Source organism: Neisseria sp. WLZKY-1 (assembly GCF_046546535.1).
GTDB lineage: Bacteria > Pseudomonadota > Gammaproteobacteria > Burkholderiales > Neisseriaceae > Neisseria.
In genome coordinates this window covers 17,021-41,409 of sequence record NZ_JBKGTW010000017.1, presented here as the reverse complement: position 1 = coordinate 41,409, position 24,389 = coordinate 17,021, and the positions used below count along the sequence as shown (strand labels likewise).

Annotated in this window: 21 protein-coding genes and 2 tRNA genes; 11 read left to right on the top strand and 12 right to left on the bottom strand. The window is 58.5% G+C overall.

Annotated elements, in window-relative coordinates:
- Positions 1-580: 580 nt before the first annotated feature.
- Together ACLD9W_RS06335 and smpB are read right to left on the bottom strand one after the other, a co-directional pair.
- Positions 581-2,233 (bottom strand): electron transfer flavoprotein-ubiquinone oxidoreductase, encoded by a 1,653-nt coding sequence (locus ACLD9W_RS06335; RefSeq protein WP_410841230.1) that lies wholly within the window; start codon positions 2,231-2,233, stop codon positions 581-583.
- 122 nt (positions 2,234-2,355) lie between these two features.
- On the bottom strand, positions 2,356-2,835 hold the full coding sequence (gene smpB / locus ACLD9W_RS06330; RefSeq protein WP_410841229.1) for an SsrA-binding protein SmpB: 480 nt from the start codon (positions 2,833-2,835) through the stop codon (positions 2,356-2,358).
- Positions 2,836-2,967: 132 nt separating this feature from the next.
- Between smpB and ACLD9W_RS06325 the strand changes: the two genes are divergently transcribed.
- Positions 2,968-3,393, top strand: a complete 426-nt coding sequence (locus ACLD9W_RS06325) for a hypothetical protein (RefSeq protein ID WP_410841228.1) — start codon at positions 2,968-2,970, stop codon at positions 3,391-3,393.
- Positions 3,394-4,305: 912 nt separating this feature from the next.
- Here ACLD9W_RS06325 and ACLD9W_RS06320 read toward each other — a convergent pair.
- The 3 genes from ACLD9W_RS06320 to ACLD9W_RS06310 form a co-directional block, all read right to left on the bottom strand.
- Positions 4,306-4,806, bottom strand: coding sequence for a TyrR protein (locus tag ACLD9W_RS06320; protein ID WP_410841227.1), 501 nt, complete (start codon positions 4,804-4,806; stop codon positions 4,306-4,308).
- 164 nt (positions 4,807-4,970) lie between these two features.
- Complete coding sequence (locus ACLD9W_RS06315) at positions 4,971-5,633, bottom strand: DUF3108 domain-containing protein (RefSeq protein WP_410841226.1); 663 nt, start codon at positions 5,631-5,633, stop codon at positions 4,971-4,973.
- A gap of 211 nt (positions 5,634-5,844) precedes the next feature.
- Positions 5,845-7,197, bottom strand: coding sequence for a DUF3482 domain-containing protein (locus ACLD9W_RS06310; RefSeq protein ID WP_410841225.1), 1,353 nt, complete (start codon positions 7,195-7,197; stop codon positions 5,845-5,847).
- 158 nt (positions 7,198-7,355) lie between these two features.
- Here ACLD9W_RS06310 and ACLD9W_RS06305 point away from each other — a divergent pair, with 158 nt between their 5' ends.
- The 5 genes from ACLD9W_RS06305 to argF all read left to right on the top strand — a co-directional run bounded on the left by ACLD9W_RS06305 (position 7,356) and on the right by argF (position 13,227).
- Positions 7,356-7,895 (top strand): type IV secretion protein Rhs, encoded by a 540-nt coding sequence (locus ACLD9W_RS06305; protein WP_410841224.1) that lies wholly within the window; start codon positions 7,356-7,358, stop codon positions 7,893-7,895.
- Positions 7,896-7,986: 91 nt separating this feature from the next.
- Positions 7,987-8,062 (top strand) — tRNA-Asn (locus tag ACLD9W_RS06300).
- A 293-nt stretch (positions 8,063-8,355) separates the two neighbouring features.
- Positions 8,356-10,566, top strand: coding sequence for a TonB-dependent siderophore receptor (locus ACLD9W_RS06295; protein ID WP_410841223.1), 2,211 nt, complete (start codon positions 8,356-8,358; stop codon positions 10,564-10,566).
- Between the two features lie 216 nt (positions 10,567-10,782).
- The gene (locus ACLD9W_RS06290; RefSeq protein ID WP_410841222.1) at positions 10,783-12,156 is read left to right on the top strand and encodes a hypothetical protein; all 1,374 of its coding nucleotides are present in this window, start codon (positions 10,783-10,785) and stop codon (positions 12,154-12,156) included.
- Positions 12,157-12,225: 69 nt separating this feature from the next.
- Complete coding sequence (gene argF, locus ACLD9W_RS06285; protein WP_410841221.1) at positions 12,226-13,227, top strand: ornithine carbamoyltransferase; 1,002 nt, start codon at positions 12,226-12,228, stop codon at positions 13,225-13,227.
- Positions 13,228-13,331: 104 nt separating this feature from the next.
- On the opposite strand, the gene ACLD9W_RS06280 is transcribed toward argF, so the two are convergent.
- Together ACLD9W_RS06280 and clpB are read right to left on the bottom strand one after the other, a co-directional pair.
- Positions 13,332-14,384, bottom strand: a complete 1,053-nt coding sequence (locus ACLD9W_RS06280; protein ID WP_410841220.1) for a hypothetical protein — start codon at positions 14,382-14,384, stop codon at positions 13,332-13,334.
- Positions 14,385-14,580: 196 nt separating this feature from the next.
- Positions 14,581-17,154 carry an ATP-dependent chaperone ClpB gene (gene clpB / locus ACLD9W_RS06275; protein WP_410841219.1) on the bottom strand — a complete coding sequence of 858 codons (2,574 nt, stop codon included), beginning with the start codon at positions 17,152-17,154 and terminating at the stop codon, positions 14,581-14,583.
- 178 nt (positions 17,155-17,332) lie between these two features.
- On the opposite strand from clpB, the gene ACLD9W_RS06270 reads away from it, so the two are divergent.
- The 4 genes from ACLD9W_RS06270 to ACLD9W_RS06255 all read left to right on the top strand — a co-directional run bounded on the left by ACLD9W_RS06270 (position 17,333) and on the right by ACLD9W_RS06255 (position 20,869).
- Positions 17,333-17,779: a peroxiredoxin gene (locus ACLD9W_RS06270; RefSeq protein ID WP_410841218.1), complete on the top strand. Its 447-nt coding sequence runs from the start codon at positions 17,333-17,335 to the stop codon at positions 17,777-17,779.
- Positions 17,780-17,784: 5 nt separating this feature from the next.
- On the top strand, positions 17,785-18,660 hold the full coding sequence (xerD, locus tag ACLD9W_RS06265; protein WP_410841217.1) for a site-specific tyrosine recombinase XerD: 876 nt from the start codon (positions 17,785-17,787) through the stop codon (positions 18,658-18,660).
- Positions 18,661-18,793: 133 nt separating this feature from the next.
- Positions 18,794-19,264 carry a hemerythrin domain-containing protein gene (locus ACLD9W_RS06260; protein ID WP_395429363.1) on the top strand — a complete coding sequence of 157 codons (471 nt, stop codon included), beginning with the start codon at positions 18,794-18,796 and terminating at the stop codon, positions 19,262-19,264.
- Between the two features lie 156 nt (positions 19,265-19,420).
- Positions 19,421-20,869: an NAD-dependent succinate-semialdehyde dehydrogenase gene (locus tag ACLD9W_RS06255; RefSeq protein ID WP_410841216.1), complete on the top strand. Its 1,449-nt coding sequence runs from the start codon at positions 19,421-19,423 to the stop codon at positions 20,867-20,869.
- 108 nt (positions 20,870-20,977) lie between these two features.
- Here the strand turns inward: ACLD9W_RS06255 and ACLD9W_RS06250 are convergent, their stop codons facing one another.
- Positions 20,978-21,139 carry a hypothetical protein gene (locus ACLD9W_RS06250; protein WP_410841232.1) on the bottom strand — a complete coding sequence of 54 codons (162 nt, stop codon included), beginning with the start codon at positions 21,137-21,139 and terminating at the stop codon, positions 20,978-20,980.
- Between the two features lie 124 nt (positions 21,140-21,263).
- On the opposite strand from ACLD9W_RS06250, the gene queC reads away from it, so the two are divergent.
- On the top strand, positions 21,264-21,920 hold the full coding sequence (queC, locus tag ACLD9W_RS06245; protein WP_410841215.1) for a 7-cyano-7-deazaguanine synthase QueC: 657 nt from the start codon (positions 21,264-21,266) through the stop codon (positions 21,918-21,920).
- A gap of 200 nt (positions 21,921-22,120) precedes the next feature.
- On the opposite strand, the gene ACLD9W_RS06240 is transcribed toward queC, so the two are convergent.
- The 4 genes from ACLD9W_RS06240 to ACLD9W_RS06225 all read right to left on the bottom strand — a co-directional run bounded on the left by ACLD9W_RS06240 (position 22,121) and on the right by ACLD9W_RS06225 (position 24,339).
- Positions 22,121-22,206, bottom strand: a tRNA-Leu gene (locus ACLD9W_RS06240).
- Positions 22,207-22,217: 11 nt separating this feature from the next.
- A complete protein-coding gene (gene secG, locus ACLD9W_RS06235; RefSeq protein ID WP_410841214.1) occupies positions 22,218-22,562 on the bottom strand; it encodes a preprotein translocase subunit SecG in 345 nt (114 codons plus the stop codon).
- Between the two features lie 4 nt (positions 22,563-22,566).
- Complete coding sequence (gene tpiA, locus ACLD9W_RS06230; RefSeq protein ID WP_410841213.1) at positions 22,567-23,322, bottom strand: triose-phosphate isomerase; 756 nt, start codon at positions 23,320-23,322, stop codon at positions 22,567-22,569.
- A gap of 147 nt (positions 23,323-23,469) precedes the next feature.
- Entirely contained in the window at positions 23,470-24,339 is an 870-nt protein-coding gene (locus ACLD9W_RS06225; protein ID WP_410841212.1) for a lipid A biosynthesis lauroyl acyltransferase, read from the bottom strand.
- Positions 24,340-24,389 lie beyond the last annotated feature (50 nt).

The window sequence follows — 24,389 nt, the reverse complement described above, 5'->3', positions numbered from 1 at the left end:
TGCGTTCTCGGATATGAAGCGCAGACTGGAATGCCATCATGGTATGAGTAGGGGTAATAAGATAAGGTTTATTAAGGATTATTTTGCTAGAAAATGAATTTGCGGCAGTAAATTTGTTACTTAGTGCGTTGCTTCTCTGATTTAGCAGTAAATTTGTTACTTACGCCGCAGATTGTGCCTTGGCGGCAAACCGTCGGATTCGATATCCCCTCCCCTCTTCCACAGCACCCGGCAGCGCAGGCCGCGCTTTTTCAGACGGCCTGCGCCATGAAGGCCAAAAGGCCGTCTGAAAGCGGCTTTTCTGCTCTGTCTGCCGTGTTGGCGCTCCGCGCAAACGGCGGTGTGAATCTCCATTCGCTTCGGCTGCCTTTATTTGTCGGCAGGCGGCTTCCGCGTCATAAAAGACTCACGTTCCCAATGGCATCCACGCCGAGAGATGCCGTTTCGCTGCATCGGAATCACGGAGTTTGCCAAGCCCCCGCCCGCACCCTATCCGCCTGCCCCCTTTGTTCAAACAAAAGGCCGTCTGAAAACCCGAAACTGGGTTTTCAGACGGCCTTTTGCGTTCGGCGGACAGGTTTTACATATCGCCGTAGTTCGGCCCGCCGCCGCCTTCGGGGCAGATCCAGGTGATGTTCTGCGTCGGGTCTTTGATGTCGCAGGTTTTGCAGTGGATGCAGTTGGCGGCGTTGATGTGCAGGCGCGGGCTGCCGTTTTCTTCGTGGATTTCGTATACGCCTGCGGGGCAGTAGCGGGTTTCGGGTGAGGCGTATTCTTTGTAGTTGACGTCTATCATCGTCTGCGGGTCGCGCAGAAGGAGGTGGGAGGGCTGGTCTTCTTCGTGGCTGACGTTGGCGAGGAAGACGCTGCTAAGGCGGTCGAAGGTGAGGACGCCGTCGGGTTTGGGGTAGGCGATGGGGCGGCAGGCGGCGGCTTTTTTCAGGCTGCCGTGGTCGGTGCCGTGGTGTTTGAGCGTCCACGGGGCGCGGCCTTTGAGGATGTATTGTTCGAGGCCGGTGTAGGCGAAGGCCGGCCACATGCCCCATTTGAAGGAGGGGCGGATGTTGCGGGCGGCGTGGAGTTCGCGGTAGAGCCAGCTTTGTTCGAACAGGTTTTGGTAGGCGGCGGCTTCTTTGCCGTTTTGCGCGTTTTCGCCTTCGTTATCGAGCACGGGGAAGACGGCTTCGGCGGCGAGCATGGCGGATTTGATGGCGCAGTGGATGCCTTTGATGCGGGGGACGTTGAGAAAGCCTGCGGCGTCGCCGACGATGGCGGCGCCGGGGGCGGTGAGTTTGGGCAGGCTTTGCAGGCCGCCTTCGGCGAGGGCGCGCGCGCCGTAGGCGAGGCGGCGGCCGTCTGAAAAGACGGGGGCGATAGCGGGGTGGGTTTTGAAGCGTTGGAATTCTTCAAAGGGGGAGAGGTAGGGGTTTTGGTAGTCGAGGCCGACGACAAAGCCGACGGCGACGCGGTTGCCGTCGAGGTGGTAGAGGAAGGAGCCGCCGTAGGTTTTGCTGTCGAGCGGCCAGCCGGTGCTGTGGATGACGAGGCCGGGGCGGGCGTTTTCGGCTTTGATTTCCCAGATTTCTTTGATGCCGAGGCCGTAGGTGGGCGGCTGGCTGTTTTGGTCGAGGTTGAAGCGGCGGATGAGTTGTTTGGTGAGCGAGCCGCGGCAGCCTTCGGCAAACAGGGTTTGTTGTGCGTAAAGCTCCATGCCGGGTTGGAAGTTGCCGGTGGGTTGGCCGTCTTTGCCGACGCCCATGTCGCCGGTGGCGATGCCTTTGACCGAGCCGTCGGGGTGGTAGAGGATTTCGGAGGCGGCGAAGCCGGGGTAGATTTCGACGCCGAGCGCTTCGGCCTGTTCGGCCAGCCAGCGGGTGAGCAGGCCGAGGCTGATGATGTAGTTGCCTTCGTTGCGGAAGCTGGGGGCGGTGGGCAGTTTGAAGGCGCGTTTTTCGGTGAGGAAGAGGACGCGGTCTTCGCTGACGCTGCGGCTGACGGGTGCGCCGCGCTCCTGCCAGTCGGGGATGAGTTCGTTGAGGGCTTTGGGGTCGAGAACGGCGCCGGAGAGGATGTTGGCGCCGACTTCGGAGCCTTTTTCGACGATGCAGACGCCGATGTCGCGGCCGTTTTTGGCGGCAAGTTGTTTGAGGCGGATGGCGGCGGAGAGTCCGGCGGGGCCTGCGCCGACGATGAGCACGTCGTAAAACATGCTGTCGCGTTCGATGGTGTCCATGTTGTTCCTGAATATCGGTGTGTTTTGTCGTTATGGTTTGCTGCGGAAAAGATTTCAGACGGCCTGAGTCCCTCCGTAAGGGGATTGAGGCCGTCTGAAAGGGGATTGAGGCCGTCTGAAAATCAGCGTGTGTTTTTCATCAGACGCTGTTTCTCGCGTTTCCAGTCGGCTTCTTTCAGGCTTTGCCGTTTGTCGTGCTGCTTTTTGCCTTTGGCCAGGCCGATGTCCATTTTGATGTAGCCGCGTTTGTAGTGCAGGTTCAGCGGTACGAGGGTGTAGCCGCTGCGTTCGACTTTGCCGATAAGCTTGTTGATTTCGCCCTGTTTGAGCAGCAGCTTGCGCGGCCGGACGGGATCGGGTTTGACGTGGGTGGAGGCGGTGGGCAGGGCGGTGATGTGGCTGCCGACGAGGTAGAAGGCGTCTTTTTTCCAGTGGATGTAGCTCTCTTTGAGCTGGACGCGGCCGGCGCGTATGGCTTTGACTTCCCAGCCGTCGAGTACCAGTCCGGCTTCGATTTCGTCTTCGATAAAGTAGTCGTGATAGGCTTTTTTATTATTGGCAATGCTCATTTTTCCAACTCGCTTATTTTTGCAGGCGGGCATTGTAGCAGAAAGCGCTTTGCGGCACGGGTTTGCCGCTGTGTCGGATAGTGATAGACATATTCTATTATTTCGCCGTTTGCCGATTGTTTTTGCGGGATATAATGCCGTTTTTTTTTAATGGAGGCTGGTGCTGTGAACGGACAGCGCAAATGGATTACGGCCGCCGTGTTGCTGTTGGCGTTTGCCGCCGTGAAGCTGGCGGCTCTGCATTGGTGGACGCAGCGGCAGCCCGCCGCCGTGGAGGTGGCGGCCTGCGACATCGCGACGGGCTGCACGCTGCCCGGCGGCGCGGTGCTGCGTTTTGCGCCCGCCGCCGCCTTGCAAAAGCCGTTTGACATTGTGCTCGACGGGGCGGACGGCGCACGCGAAGTGTCAGTGAGCTTTTCCATGCGCGATATGGACATGGGCTTCAACCGCTACGATTTACGGCGCGACGCGGCGGGCAGATGGTCGGCCGCCGCCGTGCGCCTGCCGTTGTGCACCGAAGCGCGGCACGATTTCTCGGCCGACGTGGCGGTAGACGGCAGGGTGTACAGCGTGCCGTTTTCGGCTTACTGACCGTTGCGGATACGGCAGAAAGCCGTCTGAAAAAAGCTTTTCTGTTTTTCAGACGGCCTTATAGGGGCTGTTGACAATCAGCCTTGCGGCTGCGTTTGCTATGGAATTCATTTTTTAAATTCGGAAAGTCATGATGCAAAAATCAATATTGCCGGCTGTTTTGCTTGTTAGCGCCTGTATCCCCATACGTGTCGTCTCCGAATACAGTCCTGATGTTTATAATAATTACACGGTAATACAGGGCATTCAGAAATACGGCAGCATGGGACACACCGATATAGTCAAAAGAAAGAAAGAAAGACGTTTTAGATTGCGGAGTAAGAAAATTAAACAATGGAACCTTAGATGTAAACGTCAAATATCCCGATATGTCTGACGAGCAGGTGGATATACGAAGAAACGCTATATACAAGTGCCTAAACCAGAAAGGGTATGCAATCATCAGCCCGTCGAATTGCACTGACAAAGGCAAATCCTTAGGGCGTGTTGACATTCAACATTTTGGCAACTTTTCCGTTCTAAAACGACATCTGCTTCGTTAAAAACACTCGCCAATGGGCGGCATTGGCTCGTGTTTTCGCCTTGCATCTGCCATTTTATGCCGAAAAATCCGCTTCAAAAGTTGAATGTCAACACACCCTAGGCATTTGTAATTGACACATCATCACTGTGGGCAAGCGCAGCGCGGGTTATACGTAGGGTGTGCCGCCCCGCGTCGCACACGCTCCATGCGATACCTGCCGCGCCAAAGGCCGTCTGAATGTCCCAAACCTGCTTTTAATTGCACGGGAGTTCGTTTTCGGAAACGTCATTCCTGGGCAGGCGGGAACGGCCTTTAAGTGTCTGCCCGCACGGTTTCCCGCAAAACCCCAAACCGCGTGCGTCGCGGGGCGACTCTTTACGGTATGCGGGCTATTCTTTCCAAAGTTTGAACAAAAACACAATCAGCCACAGTAGTAACACAATCAGCCACAGTAGCAATGGAATCCAAATACTGAGCAGGAAATCAAACAGTTTCCGGCCAAGACTGTTATACCCGTATACAGCAGTAAGCGTGGCGGCATCACCCGGATGGGTGTAGGAACGAACAGGGCTGACGTAGGTTTCGCCCTCATCTCCAACCACTCTTGAGCCGTCGCCCAGCAAACGGGCGATGTCGATCATCAGAGCCAGCAACGTATCATCCGGACCGATGGCCAATAGTTCTCTGTTTCCTTCATCACACACTTCGTAAAACAAAGTACGTTCTTGATCGTCGGCACGGTAAAAATACTGTTGGCCGCTATCGTCGGTATCGGCGTAAAAATCGAAATTTTTCCGCAGCCATGCGGCCAATGCCTGAGGCCGGTTAAGCATTTTCGCTGATGCAGCAGTATCCTTTGCAGTATTAATAATTCTGACATGGTAACCCATCAATTTTCCTTCATCTGAAATTCACAGCAAACGCAACCTGCATGCAGGCCAGTTCTGTGTTAAGGCCGTCTGAAAGCCCTTGTTCGGTTTTCAGACGGCCTTCTGCCATGTGTACGGGGTTCGGCTGTGCCTTATCGTCTTGCCTTCGCGCACAAAACGGCGGTTTAAGGTTTGACGGTTTGGCCGTTGATTTTCAGGCCGGTGAGTTTGAGGTTGTAGCTTGTGCCGTTGTCGATGTAGCTGATTTTGGCGGGGATGTTGCCGAAGGCGGGGGCGAATGAATAGTTGACGGTGTCGTCGCCGCGTTTGACGGTGTAGTTTTCGACGGTGGTTTTGCCGCCGGCGAAGGCGTATTGCGCCGAGCCGGTTTTGTTCAGGCCGCCGATGTTGTAGATGCGTTTACCGTTGGTGATTTTGATGCCGGCGGGCAGTTTGCCGTCGGTGGCGGCCAGCTGCCAGGCGAGGGCGAAGAGGTCGAGGATTTGGCCGGCGGCGTTTTCGGTTTGCTGTTCGCCCGCTTTGCCGTAGGTGATTTTGCCGCCGCCGAATTTGGCTTCGGCATAGGTTTTGCCTTTGCGGATGTCTTTGTAGTAGGAGGGGTGCAGGGCGTTGCCGCTGACGGTGCCGCCGCTTTCGAAGCGGAAGTTGTAGAGAGGGACTTTGATAACGGAGACGATTTTGTAGGCGTTGCCGCTGCGGGTAAAGGTCATGGTGGCGGGCACACCGTAGGGGCCGCTGTATTGCAGCTCGGCGTTTTGCGGCAGTTCGGCGGCTTGGGCGCAGGCGGCGGCAAAAAGGACGGCGGCGGTAAGTTGTTTCGGTTTCATGTGGTTTCCTCTCGGTTGGGGCAGGCATTGTCGGCGGCGGCACGGGTTTTGTCAAAAAGGCCGTCTGAACAGTATGTTTCAGACGGCCTTTGCTTTCGGGCTGCGCTGATGGCAGACAGGGGGTGTTTTTTGTTTTGCCAAACAGGCGGGAGGCCGTCTGAAATGTTTTCTGTGTGAGCACAGGGCGTTTTCAGACGGCCTTTTTTTGTTTTCAGACGGCCTCTTGATGCCGCAGGCGTTCGGCCAGGGTTTTTGCCGCTTCGCTTCTTTCTTCGCGGCTGGCTTCGGGGGCTCCGGTGTTGAGCGACGACCAGCGCGGGCGGCTGCGGGCTTTTTGCAGCTCGGGCGGCAGTTTGCGCGGCGGCCAGGGGGTTTTGCCGCTTTTTGGGGAAACGGGTGTCTGCGCCGCGTGGCCGCGTGTTTGCAGGGCGTGCAGCAGGTCGAGGGCGCGGGCGGCGAGCAGGGTGAGGGTTTCGGGGTCGGTGTGCAGGGTTTGGCGGCCGCTGAGTTTGTCGGAGATGTCGTTCATGTTGGGCAGAACGCCGCCGAGCAGGCTGCCGATGGCGGTGCCCAGTCCGAGCGAGCCGCCGAGGGTGGCGATGTCGATGCCTAAGCCGATGGCGGCGCCTGCGGCGGCGCCCGTGCCGGTGCGGATGCCGTATTCTTTGAGCAGGGCGCTGTCGAAGGGGTCTTGGCGGAAGGCTTTGAGCGCCCAGCCGCCGCTTTCGGCTTCGCTGTGGTAGAAGCGGTAGAGGTGCAGGAGGCGCTGTTGGAATCCGCTTTCGAGGCGGCGGACGGCTTCCTGCATGGTGTGCAAAACGGGGGCGGGGTCGTCGTGTTCGCCGGTTTCCTGTTTGTAGGCGGCGGCATCGAGCAGGAATCCGGCGATTTCTTCTCTGGCTTGTTTGTCGAGGCTCTGCCATTCGCGGCGGCGCATTTGGACAAGCCGGGTGAGGATGTTGTTGTCGGGCAGCATGGTGGCGAGGCTCTGCCACAGGCGCATTTCGCCTTCAAAATCGAAGGCGACGGTATCGAAGCCGCAGGTGACGTGGAGGTTGCGGCGGGCGAGCATGTCGTTCCAGGCGGCGGTGTCGCGTTCGGCAGTGAAGTTGAAAACGGGCATCACGGGCTTGGCGCACCAGGAGAGGACGGTGAGTTCGTCTTTGTATTTGCCCAGCACGGGTTCGCGCGCGTCGATAACATAAAGCGCGGCGTCGCTGTGCAGAAGCTGGCGCAGGACTTTGGCTTCCTGTGCAAATATGTCTTCGGCTTCGGGCGAGGCGAGAAACCGTTGCAGGCGCTCGATGCCGTCGGCGCGTGCGGAGGTGTGGGTTTCCAGCCAGTCGAGCACGCCGCCCGCGTCTTCGAGGCCGGGGGTGTCGTAGAGATAGAGGAGGGTGTCGCCGCCATCGGCAACGGCGGCGCGTTCGACATGGCGGGTGGTGGCCGAGGCGTTGGCCACTTCGCCGAAGGCGCTGTCGCGCAGCAGCGTGCGCAGGAGGGAGGTTTTGCCGGTGTTGGTGTGGCCGACAACGGCAAGGGAAAGCGGAGTGTGTTCGGTCATGGCGTTTTCAGACGGCCTCAAAGGGCGGCATTGTCGGAAAAAGCGCCGCACTTGGCAACGCCCCGCCGCAGGAAGGCTTGAATAAGCGGCTTTGCGCCAAATATCGGCCGTATCGGACGGACAGGCCGTCTGAAAACACAAAACACACGGAACAAACCATGGCCGCCGCCAGAAGCCTCACCGACAACGAAATCCGCGCCGCACGCCTCTTTTTCGGCAGCCATCTCGACTATGCCGCCGTCCGCATCCGCTGCGGTTTTCCCCTGTTGCCCGACCTGTCTGCCGCCGTATCACCCGACGGCCGCATCTATTTCCCGCGCCGCCACTACCTGCCCGACTACACGCAGGCAGGCAGCGGCTATCTCTTGTGGCTGATACACGAGCTGACCCATGTCTGGCAGTGGCAGCACGGTTTCCACACCTGGCTCGGCGGCCTGATACTGTCCGCACAGGGCGGCTACTCCCGCCGCCGCGCCTACCGCTGCCCGCCACCCGAGCGCATCGCCACCTTCGCCTCCCTCAATATGGAACAACAGGCCGAAACCGCCGCCTGCTGCTTCGCCCTGCTGGCGGGAACCGCCCGCTACAGCCCGCAGGAAGAAAGCGGATACCGCCGCCTCGCCGCCGAATTTGCCGCCCAGTCCGACGCATTCCGCCCGCTGCCGCGCTATTTCTGCCGTATCGGGAAAATTAAATAACAAGACAAATTATACATTTAGCCAAATTCTGTAAAATTTCCACCGACAAGTGTTTGACAAAATCCAAACAGCCGCTATAATGCGCACTTCTTCCCCGATAGCTCAGTCGGTAGAGCGACGGACTGTTAATCCGCAGGTCCCTGGTTCGAGCCCAGGTCGGGGAGCCAAATAAAGAAAAAAGCCTGATTGAAAAATCAGGCTTTTTTCATTTCCACACCGTTATTCCGTATATTCCGTAAAACATCAGGCAGAAGGCCGTCTGAAAACAAGCGCCGCAGGCACTGCCGCTGTTTTCAGACGGCCTTCTACCGTTTTGTTTGCCGCCAAGCCAGACCAAATCCGCAACAATTTCAGTTAAGCTTTGTAAGTAAGCGCGTGCTTTGTTTTAAGTCGGCGCCGTCTGAAAGATAATGCGCGCCGCTATCATTTTATATGCCTTACAAACCGAGAAAGAAAAAATATGACAACAAATCAGAGATTAGCCGTTTTGCCGCTGATGGTGGCCGCCGCCTTTGCCTGTGCCGACGATAACGCCGTGCAGGAGCAGGAAGCGGGCGGTTTGCAGGAAGTGACCGTGCGTGCCGACGCCAACCGCGTCCGTGCCGCCAAGTCCTACTCCATCGCCAGCGACGGCGATTTGCGCGACCGTGTGAATTTGGGTTTGCTCGGCCGCGCCAATGCCTTCACCGCGCCGATTACCGTGATGAACTACGATGAAAAAGTATTGGAAAACAACGCGTCGCGCACGCTGGTGGACACCATCGCCAAAACCGACGCCTCGGTAATGCAGTTCGGCGGCGAAAGCAACACGCTGCAAGGACTGTATGTGCGCGGCCTGCAACTGGATGCCAAACAGTTCAGCATCAACGGCCTGCCCGGCCTCTATTCCTACTGGCATACGCCCACCGCCAACGTGGCCTCCGCGCAGCTGATTAAAGGCGCGTCGAGTTCCACCACGGGCATGGACCCCGAAGGCGCAACCGGCTCTTCCGTCAATATCGAAACCAAAAAAGCGTCCGACGAGGGCAACCGCAAAATCGGCTTGGGCTGGTTCGGCAAAAGCCGCCCGCAGGCTTCATTTGATTTCGGACAGCGTTTCGGCGCGAATAAAGAATGGGGCGTACGCTTTGCCGGCAAATACCGCCACGGCAACACCCCGCGCCACGGCTATAAGGAAGACAACCAGGAATTCGGCCTGAACGCCGACTATCGCGGCGAAAAACTGCGCGTGGCCTACGACTTCATGTATAACCACCGCAACACCGAAGGCAGCCGCGCCCGTTTCCAAGACATGCAAAACTACGCCTTCGCCTTCCCCAAAGCACCCGACGGCAAAATCAATCTGGTGCCGAGCTGGCAGGAGCAGACCACCCGCACCGTTACCAACATGGCCACCTTCGAGTACGACACCGACTGGAACATGCAGCTCTCCGGCGGTATCGGCTATATGGAATCGAAATACGAAGGCGGCTTCACCCAGCTTCGGATGGTCAACCCGGCCACAGGCCAATACTCCGCAGCCGCCGCCACACCGTGGGACATCCGCTCGCGCACCACCAGCGGCACGCTCAAAGCACGCGGCGAATTCGACACCGGCCCCGTCGTACACAACTGGGCAGCCTCGTTCGACTATGTTTCCCGTTCGCGCGACCACAAAAGCGGCCCGGGCAATTACGGCGACCGATTGCGCGGCCACACCATTTATGCGCCCGATTTCTCCGGCATTACGCACAATATCGTGTCTGCCACCCGCCAAACCGTCGACATGAAACAGACCACCCCGAGCATTGCCGTATCCGACACTTTGGGTTTCAACAACAACACCATCCGTCTGACTTTGGGCGGACGCTACCAGTGGGTGAAACAGGACGACTACCGTACCGGCGACAAAAACAGCAAAAAACGCTTCGGTCCGATGCTGGCGGCTTCGTGGGTGCCCTCGCCGGATTTCGTGGTGTACGGCAACTACATGGAAGACCTCGAACCGGGCGAAGTGGATGAAGAAGGCAACGCCTCCAAACCCCGCGTCAGCAAACAAATCGAACTGGGCGTGCGCAAAAACTGGGGCGACATCGTCACCTCCGCCAACATTTACCAAATCACCCGCCCGGGCTACTGGCGCGGCAACACGACAAGCGGCACGGATTACGCCCGCCTCAACGCGGCAGGCTTGGCCAAAGCCGGCGAGGAACACGGCAAAGAGCGTTACCGCGGCCTGGAACTCAACGCCTACGCCAACCTGCTGGGCAAAACCCTGCGCCCGAGTATCGGCATGAGCTTCATCCGCTCCGACCTGATCGACTTCCCCAAATGGGACGACAACATCGTCCGCAAAGGCCACCAGGTCACCAGCCCGAAATTCATTGCCAAAGCGGGCGTGGAATGGGACACCCCGTTTGCCAAAGGCCTGACGCTCAACGCCAACGTGCAGCACTACGGCAAGTCCTATCAGGATGCCGAGCAGAAATACAAACTGCCCGGCTACACGCTGGTCGACGTCGGCGCGCGCTATAAAACCAAATTCGGCGGCAACACACTCACCGTCGGCACAGCCGTGGAAAACCTGTTCAACAAAAACTACTGGCAGATCCAGCGCGGCCGCTTCGACCGCAGCTTCGCCGTCGTCGGCCTGCCGCGCACCTACTGGCTGAAAGCCGAATTGGAGTTCTAAGAGCTTCGTCCGCAGAGCGCAAGAGGCCGTCTGAAAACCCGAAAACGGATTTTCAGACGGCCTTTTCCTATACAGCGGCCTGCCCGCAACCCTTTCGGAAACGCCACTCCCGCGTCGGCGGAACGGTCTCACGCCGCGAAATGAAAAAAACGGTAAAGGCCGCGTTCTGCGCTACAATGCCGCCTGTCCATTTTCGTTTTCAGACGGCTTTTGACGATGAAAAAACTCCTCTTTTTCCTGCTGCTTTTAACCGTTGCCGCCACCGTGTTGCTGTATGCCGTGCCGCAGCACCTGATCCGACAGGAAACCGCCGCCGCGCAGGCGGATTTGTCCCTGCTTGCAGCAGAGCCGGAAACGCAGGGGAAAAACGGCATCGACGCCCTGTGGCTGCTCGCCTACCAAACCGAAAACGACGCCGAACGCGCCGCCCTGATGAAAGAACACGGCGCGGCGGTGCAAAAACACGGAGCCCTATCCACCCTGGCCGACCGCGCCCTGCCCCAACCCGAAAACGGCGAACTCAAATGCGGCAACAGCGGCCGCGAATGCCTGGCTGCCGTGCGCGAGAACACGGCGCAATACCGCGAAGCCGTGCGCAAATACGCCGCCCTGATCGGCAACATCGGCCGCCTGTCCGACTACGACACCTTCGCCCGACGCGGCTGGCCGAACGACGAAGACAATTTGGGCACTATCCCCCTGCCGCCGATGCAGCATCTCTTTCACACCGCGCCCGCCGCCGCCCTCGACTGGACGGAAGACCGCAACGGCGAAGCCATCACCCAAACCTGCCGCGGCATCCGCACCGGCCGCGCCCTGCTCACAGGCCGCCCCGGCCTGCTGTTCCCGATGATAGGCGCTGCCCTGATCCGCCAAAACACCGGCCTGGCCGCCGCCATGCTGGCAGAACAGCCCGATTGGGCAAACCGTCTGCCGCAGGAATGCGACGGCGTGTTCGCCGTGCCCGACGCGCAGCAGCAGAGTATCTGTCCCGCCGTGCGCGACGAATTCCGCTCCCTCGCCAATCTTTACCATCTAATGGAAAAATCGCCGCTGTCGGCTTCCCTGTCCACCGCAACCAATCTGTCCGAAACCGATTTGGCCGACGATGGCGAAACCGGTTGGCGCAAAATCCTGATGCCCGTGCCCACCTTCAACGCCGCCCACGCCACCGCCCGCAGCGCGGGCTACTACGCGCCCGCCTGCCGCCCCGCTGCCGCTGACACTTTGGCGCAGGATCGGGCATTGGCATGGCCTGCGCCAACACACGGCGGCGTCAAAGAAAAATGGGCGTGTCTGGCCGACGCGCAGGGCTGCATCCTCGCCGACATCGGCACACCCGACTTTTCAACCTACGCCCGCCGCATGCAGGACACCGCCATGCAGCAGCGCGCCTTCCAAGCCGCCCTCGCCCTCCACCGCCTGCCTGCCGAACGCCGCCGCGCCGCGCTGGATGAAACGCTGGCCGCGCATTCCACCCCGTCGCGCAAACTCGTCTGGCAGGAAGACACGCGGAGCATAGGTTTCGAGCGCTACGAAAAACGCCAAAACGGCATCGCGGCGGAAGACATTCCCGTTGCCATCAAATAGGCTTTCAGACGGCCTTTTATGGCCAGAGGCCGTCTGAAAGTACAGCCAAAACCACCAAAAGGAGACAATATGAAACTGCAACAACAACACTTCCTCAAACTCACCGACTACACCGCCGACGAAGTCCACGCCCTGCTGGACTTGGCCGCCGAACTGAAAGCCGCCAAAAAAGCCGGACGCGAAGAACAGCGGCTGCGCGGCAAAAACATCGCCCTGATTTTTGAAAAAACCTCCACCCGAACCCGCTGCGCCTTTGAAGTGGCGGCACGCGACCAGGGCGCGGGCGTCACCTATCTCGAACCGGGCGGCAGCCAGATCGGCCACAAAGAAAGCATCCGCGACACCGCCCGCGTCCTCGGCCGCATGTTCGACGGCATCGAATACCGAGGCTACGGCCAAAACGTTGCCGAAGAGCTGGCGCGCTACGCGGGCGTGCCCGTGTTCAACGGCCTCACCGACGAATTCCACCCCACGCAAATCCTTGCCGACCTGCTCACCATGCGCGAACATTCCGCCAAACCGCTGCGGGAAACGGCCTATGCCTACGTCGGCGACGCACGCTACAACATGGGCAATTCCCTGCTGCTCTGCGGCGCGCTGATGGGCATGGACGTACGCATCGGCGCGCCGAAAACCCTGTGGCCGTCTGAAAACGTGATCCGGCAGGCGCACGCGCTGGCAGAACAAAGCGGCGCTCGCCTGCTGCTGACGGAAGACCCGCAAGAAGCCGTTGCAGGCACCGATTTCGTCCACACCGACGTGTGGGTGAGCATGGGCGAGCCGAAAGAAATGTGGCAGGAGCGCATAGACCTGCTGTGCGGCTACCGCGTCACCTCCGAACTGATGGCCGCCTCGGGCAACCCGCAGGTGAAATTCATGCACTGCCTGCCCTCCTTCCACAACCGCGACACTAAAGTCGGCGAATGGATCTACGAAACCTTCGGCCTAGACGGCGTGGAAGTAACGGAAGAAGTGTTTGAAAGCCCGGCCAGCATCGTTTTCGATCAGGCCGAAAACCGTATGCACACCATCAAAGCCGTGCTGGTGGCGCTGCTCGCCAAATCCAAATAAGGCTGCGGCAGACAAAGGCCGTCTGAAACCGAGAAAAGGGTTTCAGACGGCCTCTGCCGTTTTATGACACAAAATCCGCTTCAAAATTTGATTGTCGGCAACCTCTACCGCCATTGCCGCAAATATCGGTTCACATCAAACCGGTGCGGTTTGCCGGGGTGTCGGCGCAGATAGTCGCGTGCTTGAAGCAGTTTGCCGCGCACCCAGCGGCGCAGCGGGGTTTTCTTAACATGATTGCCGAGCGAAAGCGCGTCGTAGCCGTTGACGGCGAAACGCTGTTTGCCGTCCGCGCTGACCAGAAAAAAAGCGTCATCGTGGGCATCACCGTCGGGGTCAAAGCCTCGCAGCACATAGTAAGACAGGGCGGCAGAGGGGCGTTCCACGATTTCAAATTTCAGTGCCAGTTTGGCGGCATCTTCTGGCGAATCAACATAATAGCGGGACAATGCCTGCAACACGGGCTGTTGGTTGAAGTAGTCTGCGATGCGCTGCTCGGCGGACGTGTAGGCAAAGGGGTTGGGGTAGTATTTGCCGCCGATTTTCACGTCGTCTGCCGCTGTTTTCAGGCTACTTCCTGTTACCGCTTCGCCGCACTGGTTGATGATTTCGCTGACGGCATCGGGCGCGGCGGGGGCGATTGTCCAATGTTCGTCGTCTGTCCATGCTTTTTGCCAGCCGCCGCGATACACGGTGGCGTAGCCGTGTTCAAACGGGGTGGCGAAATCCCACTGCGCGGGTGTGGCGCGGCTGCCGTCGCGGCGCACAAAGCCGACGCGCCCGTTTTCCACATAGCGGCGCATGCCTTCCTGCCAGTAGTCGCAGCTGTTGTCGTAGAGTAGCGGCGAGTAGAGATATTGCCCGCTGCGGCTGTACACATCGCCCGCATCGGTGGCGAGTGTGCCTTTGCGGTCTTCTTTGTGCTGCTCGGAATAGCAGAGTTCTATGGTGTGGTCGCGGATAGGTGTTTTTTGCTCGGCGAAATTTTCCACAAGCGGCGCAAACATGGGTTTGGGTGTAATCACAATGCGCCCCGATGCGGTTTTTACGCCGACTTTGCCTGCTTGGACGTAGTAATACAGTGGCTCGGCCGGGGCGGCGGTGGTGGGGGCTGTCATGGCAAGGAGTAAGGCGGGCAGGAGAGTGGGTTTGATGTTCATGGCGGTTTGTCCGTTTGCTTGGCTGAATTATAGAGGAGAGGGTTTTCAGGCGGCCTTTGTGCGGCTGGGATGGCAAGGGCTGCCGAATCGCGGATACAGATGAGGGACAGCCTGAAAACGCCTCAAAAAAAGCAGCCTGAAAGACTGCCTGCCAGTGTAAAAACGGTGGCGGTATGTCTTTCAGGCTGCTTTTGCGTCAGGCAAACACCAAACGGCCGTCTGCTGCTTTCACATGAATCGTGCTGTCGGGCGCGTATTTGCCTTCGAGCAGTGCTTTGGAAAGCGGGTTTTCGATTTCCGATTGGATGGCGCGTTTGAGCGGGCGTGCGCCGTACACGGGATCGAAACCGGCTTCGGCAATCAAATCCAAGGCGGCATCGTCCACTTTCAGGTGCAGGTGCTGCGCTTCCAAACGTTTTTCCAAGCCTTTGAGCTGGATTTTCGCAATGTTGCGGATATTCTCCTGATCCAGTCCGTGGAACACGACCACTTCGTCGATACGGTTGATCATTTCGGGGCGGAAGTAGGCTTTCACTTCTTCCATCACCGCTTCTTTCACGGCTTCGTAGTCCTGCGTACCCATTTGTTGGATGTGCTGGCTGCCGATATTGGAAGTCATGACGATGACGGTGTTTTTAAAGTCCACGGTGCGACCTTGTCCGTCGGTCAGGCGACCGTCATCCAATACTTGCAGCAGGATGTTGAACACGTCGGGATGGGCTTTTTCCACTTCGTCCAGCAGAATCACGCTGTACGGTTTGCGGCGCACTTGTTCGGTCAGGTAGCCGCCCTCTTCGTAGCCGACATAGCCCGGAGGCGCGCCGATGAGGCGGGCAACGGCGTGTTTTTCCATGTATTCGGACATGTCGATGCGGATGAGGTGGTCTTCGCTGTCAAACAAGAAGCCTGCCAAAGCTTTACACAACTCGGTTTTACCCACGCCGGTCGGGCCTAGGAACAGGAAGCTGCCGTAGGGTTTGTTCGGATCGGCAAGACCGGAGCGGCTGCGGCGGATGGCATCGGACACGGCACGCACGGCTTCGTCTTGACCGACCACTCGGCGGTGCAATACTTCTTCCATTTTCAGCAGCTTGTCGCGTTCGCCTTCCATCATTTTGGACACAGGAATGCCGGTCATGCGCGATACGATTTCGGCCACTTCGTCCGCGCCGACTTCGGTGCGGAAGAGTTTGTTTTGTTTTTTGCCGTCAGGGTTACTTTCCGCCGCCTGCAACTGCGCACCCAATTTCGGCAACTCGCCGTATTCGAGTTCGGAGGCGCGGGCGAAGTCGCCTTGGCGTTTGGCCTGCTCGATTTTGACTTTGATGTCGTCCATCTGTTTCTTGATGTCGGCGGTACTGGAAGACGCGGCTTTTTCGGCTTTCCAGATTTCGTCCAAATCGGCGTATTCTTTTTGCAAGCCGTCGATTTCTTCGTCTATCAGTTCCAAACGTTTTTTGCTGGCGTCATCGCTCTCTTTGGCAACGTGCATTTTTTCCATTTTGAGCTGGATGATTCGGCGGTCGAGTTTGTCCATCTGCTCGGGTTTGCTGTCCAGCTCCATTTTGATGCGACTGGCGGCTTCGTCAATCAAATCAATCGCTTTATCGGGCAGGAAGCGGTCGGTAATGTAGCGGTCGCTCAATTCTGCGGCGGCAACGATGGCGGGGTCAGTGATGTCGATGCCATGATGAATTTCATAGCGCTCCTGCAAACCGCGCAAGATGGCGATGGTGTCTTCCACGCTGGGTTCGCCGACCAATACTTTTTGGAAGCGGCGTTCGAGTGCCGCGTCTTTTTCGATGTATTGGCGGTATTCGTCCAAGGTGGTCGCGCCGATGCAGTGCAGTTCGCCGCGCGCCAAAGCCGGTTTCAACATATTGCCCGCGTCCATTGCGCCGTCGGTTTTGCCTGCGCCGACCAAAGTATGGATTTCGTCGATGAAAATCAGGGTGTTGCCGTCGTCTTTCGCCAAATCGTTCAACACGCCTTTCAGACGCTCTTCAAATTCGCCGCGGTATTTCGCGCCGGCAATCAATGCCGCCAAATCCAAAACCAGCAGGCGTTTGTTGCGCAGGGATTCGGGCACTTCGCCGTTGACGATGCGCTGTGCCAAGCCTTCGACGATAGCCGTTTTACCCACACCCGGTTCGCCGATCAGTACGGGGTTGTTTTTGGTGCGGCGTTGCAATACCTGAATCGCGCGGCGGATTTCGTCGTCGCGGCCGATAACGGGGTCAAGTTTGCCGTCTCGGGCGCGCTGGGTCAGGTCGAGCGTGTATTTTTTCAGCGCATCGCGTTGGTCTTCGGCATTGGCATCATTCACGTTTTGTCCTCCTCGTACCGCGTCAATCGCGGCGTTGATGTTTTGTTCGGTCGCGCCGGCTTCTTTCAGGATTTTGCCGGTGGCGTCGTTTTGCTGCACCAGCGCGAGCAGGAATAATTCGCTGGCAATGTAGGCATCGCCGCGTTTGACGGCGGCTTTGTCCATTAAATTCAACACTGCCTGCAACTCGCGGCTGGGCATGATGTCGCCGCCCTGGCCGGATACTTTGGGCAGGCTGCTTAAATATGCGTTGAGTTTTTGTTTGGCCAGCGGCACGTTCACGCCCGCGTGTGCGAGCAGCGCGGCCGCGCCGCTGTCGGCATCGTCGAGCAGGGCTTTGAGTACAAAGCCCGCTTCCAGATAGCTGCTGTCGGCAGCCAGAGCCAGGCTTTGGCCTTCTTGCAGGGCTTGTTGGAATTTGGCGGTTAATTTGTCGAATCTCATAGGGTCTCCTTGATAAAGGGCAGTTTTGTCATGGCACGCTATATAGGGCGGTCTGTGGATAAGTCAAGCGTTAAGATAGGTAAACTGTGGATAAGTAGGCCGCCTGAACAGGTTTTAAAAACTTGCCCGCCGCTTTCAGACGGCCTACCATCGCGCTTTTTCTTCCACGCGACACATCATGAAATACGACTTCACCCTGCCTTCCTCCTCCGGCCAAGACTTCCGCGCCGCCGACCATCTGCCCCTCGTCCTCTATTTCTACCCCAAAGACAGCACCCCCGGCTGCACCACCGAAGGGCTGGAATTCAACGCCCTGCTGCCCGAGTTTGCCAAACTCGGCTACACCGTCGCCGGCATCTCGCGCGACGGCGTCAAATCGCACCAAAACTTCTGCGCCAAACAGGGCTTCAATTTCGAGCTGCTGAGCGACGCCGACGAAACCGTCTGCCGCCTGTTTGACGTCATCAAACTGAAAAAGCTCTACGGCAAAGAGTCCTACGGCATCGAACGCAGCACCTTCGTACTCGACAAAAACGGCGGCATCGCACACGAATGGCGCAAAGTCAAAGCCGCAGGACACGCCGCCGAAGTGCTCGCCGCCCTGCAAGGCAAAGAGGCCGTCTGAAAGCCATGAGCGAGACCATCGAACGCCTGCTCGACCACCTCTGGCTGCAAGACCGCCTGAGCCAAAACACCCTCGCCGCCTACCGCCGCGACCTCGCCAAAGTATCGGCGCGGCTGGCAGAACAGGGGCTGGACTGGTTTAACGCACAAAGCAGCGACCTTGCCGCCGCCGTCTACCATCCCGACGAAAGCCCTCGCTCGCAAGCCCGCGCCCTCTCCGCCTGCAAACGCCTCTACGGCTGGCTGACCGACACCGGCCAAACCGCCGCCGACCCCTGCGAACACCTCACCGCCCCCAAGCGCGAAAAAAAACTGCCACCCCTGATCGGCGAAGCGCAAATCGACGCCCTGCTCGCCGCTCCCGACACCGGCACACCCCACGGCCTGCGCGACAAAGCCCTGCTCGAACTCATCTACGCCACCGGATTGCGCGTCAGCGAAGCCGTCCGCCTGACACTGAACGAAGCCGACCTGCAACGCGGCCTCGTCTCCACCCTCGGCAAAGGCGGCAAACAGCGCATCGTCCCCATGGGCGAAGAAGCCGTTTACTGGCTCGAACGCTATCTGGCCGAAGCCCGCCCGCAGCTGTTAAAAGACGCCCGCCGCGACGAAATCTTCGTCAGCCAGAAACGCGTCGGTATCAGCCGCCAGCTTGCCTGGATGATCGTCGAAAAACACGCCGCCGCCGCAGGCATCCGCCACCTCAGCCCGCACGGCCTGCGCCACGCCTTCGCCACCCACCTCGTCAACCACGGCGCCGATTTGCGCGTCGTACAGCAGCTGCTCGGCCACGCCGACATCACCACCACCGAAATCTACACCCATGTCGCCGCCGAACGCCTGAAAACCATCGTCGACGAACACCACCCGCGTTCTTCATAGCAAAAGGCCGTCTGAAAAGCCCTTTACGGCATTTTCAGACGGCCTCATTTGCCCCCGTCTGCAAACATTCCTATAATCCGCAACTTTCCAACCAAGCCGCGCCACAAGCGGCAAAACCACAAGGACACCGACCATGACCGACCTCACCGCCTGGCAGAGCGCCCCGCTTAACGACATCACCGCCCACATCGTCCCCCGCTACCACGAAACCCACCGCAGCCAGCTTGCCGACATGATCGAGCAGGGCGAACAGCTCGCCGAAAGCAACCCCGACTTCCCCGAAGACTTCGTCCCTCTCGTGCAGGCCATCCAAAACGAGCTGCTCAGCCACATGATGAAAGAAGAGCGCATCCTCTTCCCCATGATCGAAAACGGCGCGGGCAGCGGCGCGGCCATGCCCATCCGCATGATGATGCACGAACACGGCGACCACCAGGGTGCCATCGGCCAACTCGCCGCCGTCACCGGCAACTTCACCCCGCCCGAAAACGCCTCCGAAGAATGGCGGCAGCTTTTCGCCCTCGCCAAACAGTTTGCCGACGACTTGGCCGACCACATCGAACTGGAAGACAACATCCTCTTCGCCCGCACACTCGCCGCATAAACCCCAAAGGCCGTCTGAAACCCTTTCAGACGGCCTTTTTGCCAAACCTCACAGCGTGTCCCACGCGAATACGGCCCACCCCGAAAGGCCGTCTGAAAACGAAGCTTCAACGGAGTGAAAACAGCCTCCGCCCAGCCGAATGAGAAAGGAAAAACCATGCCCGCCGCCGAATCCCTGCTGAAAACCCAATGCCTAATAAACGGACAATGGCGCGACGCCGACAACGGCCGCACCATTGCCGTCACCAACCCCGCCAACGGCGCAACCATCGCCACCGTGCCCGACATGGGCGCAGCCGAAGCCCTGGTGGCCGTTGCCGCCGCCCAAGCCGCGCAAAAAGACTGGGCTGCACGCCCCGCCGCCGAACGCAGCCGCATCCTGCGCCGCTGGTTCGACCTAATGACCGAACACCAAGACGCCCTCGCCGCCATCCTCACCGCCGAACAGGGCAAGCCGCTCTCTGAAGCCAAAGGCGAAATTGCCTACGGCGCATCCTATGTCGAATGGTATGCCGAAGAAGCCAAGCGCGTGTACGGCGACACCATCCCCGCCCTCAACGCAGGCCAGCGCATCACCGTCATCCGCCAGCCCGTCGGCGTGTGTGCCGCGATTACCCCGTGGAACTTCCCCAACGCCATGATCGCCCGCAAAGCCGCGCCCGCCCTGGCCGCAGGCTGCACCTTCATCGTCCGTCCCGCCTCGCAAACCCCGCTCTCCGCCCTCGCCCTGGCCGAATTAGCGCAACGCGCGGGCATACCCACAGGCGTGTTCAACGTCATCACCGGCGATTCCCGCGCCATCGGCGGCGTGCTGACGGGCGATGCGCGCGTACGCAAATTCAGCTTCACCGGTTCGACCGAAACCGGCCGCAAACTGATGGCGCAGTGCGCCGCCACCGTCAAAAAAGTATCGCTCGAACTCGGCGGCAACGCCCCCTTCATCGTCTTTGACGACGCCGACATCGACGCCGCCGTGCAAGGCGCAATCGCCGCCAAATTCCGCAACGCCGGACAAACCTGCGTCTGCGCCAACCGCTTCTACATCGAAAGCGGCGTCTACGACGAGTTCGCCGCCAAATTCGCCGCCGCCGCAGGCCGTCTGAAAACCGGCGACGGTATGCGGCCGGACACCGACATCGGCCCCCTGATCGACGAAGCCGCCGCCGCCAACGTCCGCCGCCTGCTCGACGATGCCGCCGGCAAAGGCGGCAGACTCCTGTGCGGCGGCCTTTCAGACGGCCTCTTCTTCCCGCCCGCCGTTATCGCCGACGCCGCGCCCGACATGGCCGTGTCGCGCGAAGAAATCTTCGGCCCCCTCGCCCCGCTGTTCCGTTTCGAGCACGAAGAAGAAGCCGTGCGCCTGGCCAACGACACCGAATACGGCCTGGCCGCCTATGTCTACACCCGCGACGCCGCCCGCCTCGTGCGCGTGTCCGAAGCCCTCGAATACGGCATGGTCGCCGCCAACACCGGCATGCTCTCCAACGCCGCCGCCCCCTTCGGCGGCGTGAAACAGTCGGGCATCGGCCGCGAAGGCTCGCGCTACGGTTTGGACGAATATCTGGAAATGAAATACATCGTTGCGGGCGGCATAGAAGCGGTTTGAAAACCTGTGAGACCGTCTGAAAGCGCAGCTTCGGCGCAGCCAAAATCATGAGGCCGTCTGAAAAACTGCCAAAACAGTTTTTCAGACGGCCTCAAACCTGTGCAAAGCCTATTCGCCCTGCTCTCCTTCTTTTTTCACCGTCGGAGCGGGCCCCAAACCGAGCCGTTTTTCATAATCCGACAACTCCTTGTGATCCTTCTCTTCCATGCCGAAAGCACTCGCGTTCACCCATACCACCAACACGGCCACCACAATGGAGCACGCTGACATAATAGCCCAAAACATATTTTTCCTCTTTTGATTGTGTGTCAAACCAGCCGCGCATTTTACGCCGATAAGCGCCCGCCGCCAAACCCGCTATAATCCGCCGCTTTCCAACACCGGTACTGTTTCCATGAACCTGCAAAAAGCCCTCGTGATTTTCTCCGGCGGCCAAGATTCCACCACCTGCCTTTTCCAAGCCATCGACACCTACGGCCGCGAAAACGTCGAAACCATCACTTTCCAATACGGCCAGCGCCACGCCGTCGAACTCGAACGCGCACAATGGATCGCGCAGGATTTGGGCGTAAAACAAACCGTACTCGATTTGAGCCTGATGCAGCAGATTACCCGCAACGCGCTGATGGACGACACCGCCGACATTCAGACGGCCGAAAGCGGCGTGCCCAACACATTCGTCGACGGCCGCAACGCGCTCTTTCTGCTCTACGCCGCGATTTACGCCAAAGGGCAGGACATACGCCACATCATCGCAGGCGTGTGCGAAACTGATTTTTCCGGTTATCCCGACTGCCGCGACGTGTTCGTCAAATCCATGAACGTCACCCTCAATCTGGCGATGGATTACAGCTTCCAAATCCACACGCCGCTGATGCACCTCACCAAAGCGCAAACGTGGGCGCTGGCCGACCGCCTCGGCCGCCTCGACTACATCCGCACCCACACCCACACCTGCTACAACGGCATTATCGGCGGCTGCCACGAGTGCCCCAGCTGCGTATTGCGCGAACGCGGGCTGGCGGAGTATCTGTCAGGGAAAGAAGCCTGAAACAGACAAAAAACCAAAGAAGCAGACCGGCGGACGGGAAAATTCTGACAACTGGAAACGGAAGGCGGCGGACGGCCAAGACGGAAAAAAGGGAATAGAGAAACGGGCGTAAAGCCTGATATATCGGGCGTTTGGTTTACGGCATTAGATGGCGTTAGATGTAAAAAAACAGCCCGAAAAGTTGGGCTGTTTTCTTATGTTGGTGCCGACAGCGAGACTTGAACTCGCACGATCTAGGATCACTACCCCCTCAAGATAGCGTGTCTACCAATTTCACCATGTCGGCTGGAAAGGGAATTATTTTTTTGTTTCATCAGCATTACCCGCAGGTACTGCCGATTGTGTTTTCGCAGGTGCGCTTTGCTGCACGTTGCTGAAATCTATCTGCCGTTTTCCCGAGTGGCTGTATATATAAGTCATAGCCAAGCAGGTGGCAAAAAATACGGTTGCGGCGATGGCGGTGCTACGGCTAAGAAAGTTGCTGCTACCAGCAGAACCGAATACGCCCTGGGCACTGCCGCTGCCTCCTGAGAAAGTAGCCCCGGCATCTGCGCCTTTACCGTGCTGCATCAGAACGAGCAGGATAACGGTAAGGCCGGCAAAGCCGTTTAAAATCATAATCAGGGTTTTGAATGCTTCCATAATTTCAGGCTTGTTCGGCTGCGTGGACAATGGCGGCGAAAGATTCGTAGGAAAGCGATGCTCCGCCTACCAATGCACCGTCTACATGCGGTACACCGAATATTTCGGCGGCGTTTTTTTCGTTGACGCTGCCGCCGTAAAGAACGCGAACTATAGCATCGCTGCCGCACATTGACAACACTTCGCTGTAAATAAACGCGTGCATTTGTGCAATTTGTTCTTTACTCGCGACTTTTCCCGTGCCGATTGCCCACACGGGTTCGTAGGCGATGGCAAAATTACGGGTGTTGAGGCCTTTTAAGACGGAAAGCTGGTAGATGACCGCTTCTTTTTCGCGGCCGTCTTCGCGCTCTTTGAGGCTTTCGCCGACGCACAAGAGCGGCGTGAGGCCGGCGGCGAGGACGTTTTCGATTTTCAGGCGCTGGGTGTCGTTTTTTTCGTTGAAATAGAGGCTGCGCTCGGAGTGGCCGATTAAGACGATGTTGACGCCGATGTCTTTGAGCATTTCGGCGGACACTTCGCCGGTGTAGGCGCCGCTGCCGGGGAAGCGGCTGACATCTTGGGCGCAGGTGCGTACGGAGTTGTTGGTGACGGACTGCAAAGCCTGACGAACCTGTTGCAGGTATACGGCGGGCGGTGCAATGCCGATGCACACGTTTTGCTGCGGCGGCAGATTGCGCAGCTCGTGCAGCAGCATATCGTTGTTTTGCAGGCGGCCGTTCATTTTCCAGTTGCCGACCACCCATTTTTTGTTCCACATGTGCAAATCTCCTAATTTTGAGGGCGCGCGATTGTACCCGAATTTATTCGAAAATCCGAACAGGCCGTCTGAAAGCCTGTTTTCAGACGGCCTGTTCGGTTTTTTCAAAAAGCGCCACAAGACCGATTGCCGACGTATCCGACGCGTTCAATAAAACTCCGCTTCGCCTTCCGGCCGCGTTTTAAAACGCTTGTGCAGCCAGTAATACTGTTCGGGCTGTTCGCGCACACGCGCTTCGATAAAGTCGTTCATGCGCTGCGCGTCGGCTTCGGGGCTGTCCGTCGGGAAGTTTTCCCAAGCCGGGTAGAAGCGCAGTTCCACCGTGCCGTCGGCCTGACGCGTGGGGATGGCGGGAATGACTTTCGCGCCTGTGAGCGCGGCGATGCGGCTCAGGCCGGCGATGGTGGCCGTCTGAATGCCGAAAAAACGAACGAACACGGAATCCTTGCGGCCGAAATCCTGGTCGGGCAGATAAAGAAAGGGCGCGTCGCTTTTTTTCAACTGTTTGATGATGGCGCGCAAACCCTCGGTGCGGCCGATGAGGAACACGTTGTCGTAGCGGTGGCGGCCTTTGAGGATTTGCGCGTCGAGCATCGGGTTTTTCTGGTGCGAATACATGCTGATCAGCGGCACGTCCTGATTGAGCGCGTACACCGCCAGCTCGAAAGCCGTAAAATGCGGATAAAGCAAAATCACTTTTTCGCCTGCCGCGAGCGCGTTGTCCAAATAATGCTTGTCGCGGTAGCGCACCAGCTTTTTCAGACGGCCTGCACTGCCGTACCAATACAAACCGTATTCCGCCAGCAGTTTGCCCATCTCCATAAAATGCGCTTTCAACACCGCCTCGCGTTTGCGTTCGTCCCATTCGGGGAAACACTTTTCCAAGTTGATGCGGCCGATGCGGCGGCGCGGCGCCACCAGATAATAGGCTGCCCAACCGAAAAATCTGCCGGTTTGCTGTATGGCGCAAAAGGGCAGAAGCTGGATCAGATAAAGCAGGGCAAACAGAATTTTCATGCGGGTTTTCAGACGGCCTGACAAACGGAAGGCGGGCATTATACGGCAAT

What these genes read in the sequence shown, in the direction of transcription:
- ACLD9W_RS06335 (WP_410841230.1), bottom strand. Translation starts at nt 2,233, where the DNA reads ATGGACACCATCGAACGCGACAGCATGTTTTACGACGTGCTCATCGTC.
- smpB (WP_410841229.1), bottom strand. Translation starts at nt 2,835, where the DNA reads ATGCCCGCCTGCAAAAATAAGCGAGTTGGAAAAATGAGCATTGCCAAT.
- ACLD9W_RS06320 (WP_410841227.1), bottom strand. Translation starts at nt 4,806, where the DNA reads ATGGGTTACCATGTCAGAATTATTAATACTGCAAAGGATACTGCTGCA.
- ACLD9W_RS06315 (WP_410841226.1), bottom strand. Translation starts at nt 5,633, where the DNA reads ATGAAACCGAAACAACTTACCGCCGCCGTCCTTTTTGCCGCCGCCTGC.
- ACLD9W_RS06310 (WP_410841225.1), bottom strand. Translation starts at nt 7,197, where the DNA reads ATGACCGAACACACTCCGCTTTCCCTTGCCGTTGTCGGCCACACCAAC.
- ACLD9W_RS06305 (WP_410841224.1), top strand. Translation starts at nt 7,356, where the DNA reads ATGGCCGCCGCCAGAAGCCTCACCGACAACGAAATCCGCGCCGCACGC.
- ACLD9W_RS06295 (WP_410841223.1), top strand. Translation starts at nt 8,356, where the DNA reads ATGACAACAAATCAGAGATTAGCCGTTTTGCCGCTGATGGTGGCCGCC.
- ACLD9W_RS06290 (WP_410841222.1), top strand. Translation starts at nt 10,783, where the DNA reads ATGAAAAAACTCCTCTTTTTCCTGCTGCTTTTAACCGTTGCCGCCACC.
- argF (WP_410841221.1), top strand. Translation starts at nt 12,226, where the DNA reads ATGAAACTGCAACAACAACACTTCCTCAAACTCACCGACTACACCGCC.
- ACLD9W_RS06280 (WP_410841220.1), bottom strand. Translation starts at nt 14,384, where the DNA reads ATGAACATCAAACCCACTCTCCTGCCCGCCTTACTCCTTGCCATGACA.
- clpB (WP_410841219.1), bottom strand. Translation starts at nt 17,154, where the DNA reads ATGAGATTCGACAAATTAACCGCCAAATTCCAACAAGCCCTGCAAGAA.
- ACLD9W_RS06270 (WP_410841218.1), top strand. Translation starts at nt 17,333, where the DNA reads ATGAAATACGACTTCACCCTGCCTTCCTCCTCCGGCCAAGACTTCCGC.
- xerD (WP_410841217.1), top strand. Translation starts at nt 17,785, where the DNA reads ATGAGCGAGACCATCGAACGCCTGCTCGACCACCTCTGGCTGCAAGAC.
- ACLD9W_RS06260 (WP_395429363.1), top strand. Translation starts at nt 18,794, where the DNA reads ATGACCGACCTCACCGCCTGGCAGAGCGCCCCGCTTAACGACATCACC.
- ACLD9W_RS06255 (WP_410841216.1), top strand. Translation starts at nt 19,421, where the DNA reads ATGCCCGCCGCCGAATCCCTGCTGAAAACCCAATGCCTAATAAACGGA.
- ACLD9W_RS06250 (WP_410841232.1), bottom strand. Translation starts at nt 21,139, where the DNA reads ATGTCAGCGTGCTCCATTGTGGTGGCCGTGTTGGTGGTATGGGTGAAC.
- queC (WP_410841215.1), top strand. Translation starts at nt 21,264, where the DNA reads ATGAACCTGCAAAAAGCCCTCGTGATTTTCTCCGGCGGCCAAGATTCC.
- secG (WP_410841214.1), bottom strand. Translation starts at nt 22,562, where the DNA reads ATGGAAGCATTCAAAACCCTGATTATGATTTTAAACGGCTTTGCCGGC.
- tpiA (WP_410841213.1), bottom strand. Translation starts at nt 23,322, where the DNA reads ATGTGGAACAAAAAATGGGTGGTCGGCAACTGGAAAATGAACGGCCGC.
- ACLD9W_RS06225 (WP_410841212.1), bottom strand. Translation starts at nt 24,339, where the DNA reads ATGAAAATTCTGTTTGCCCTGCTTTATCTGATCCAGCTTCTGCCCTTT.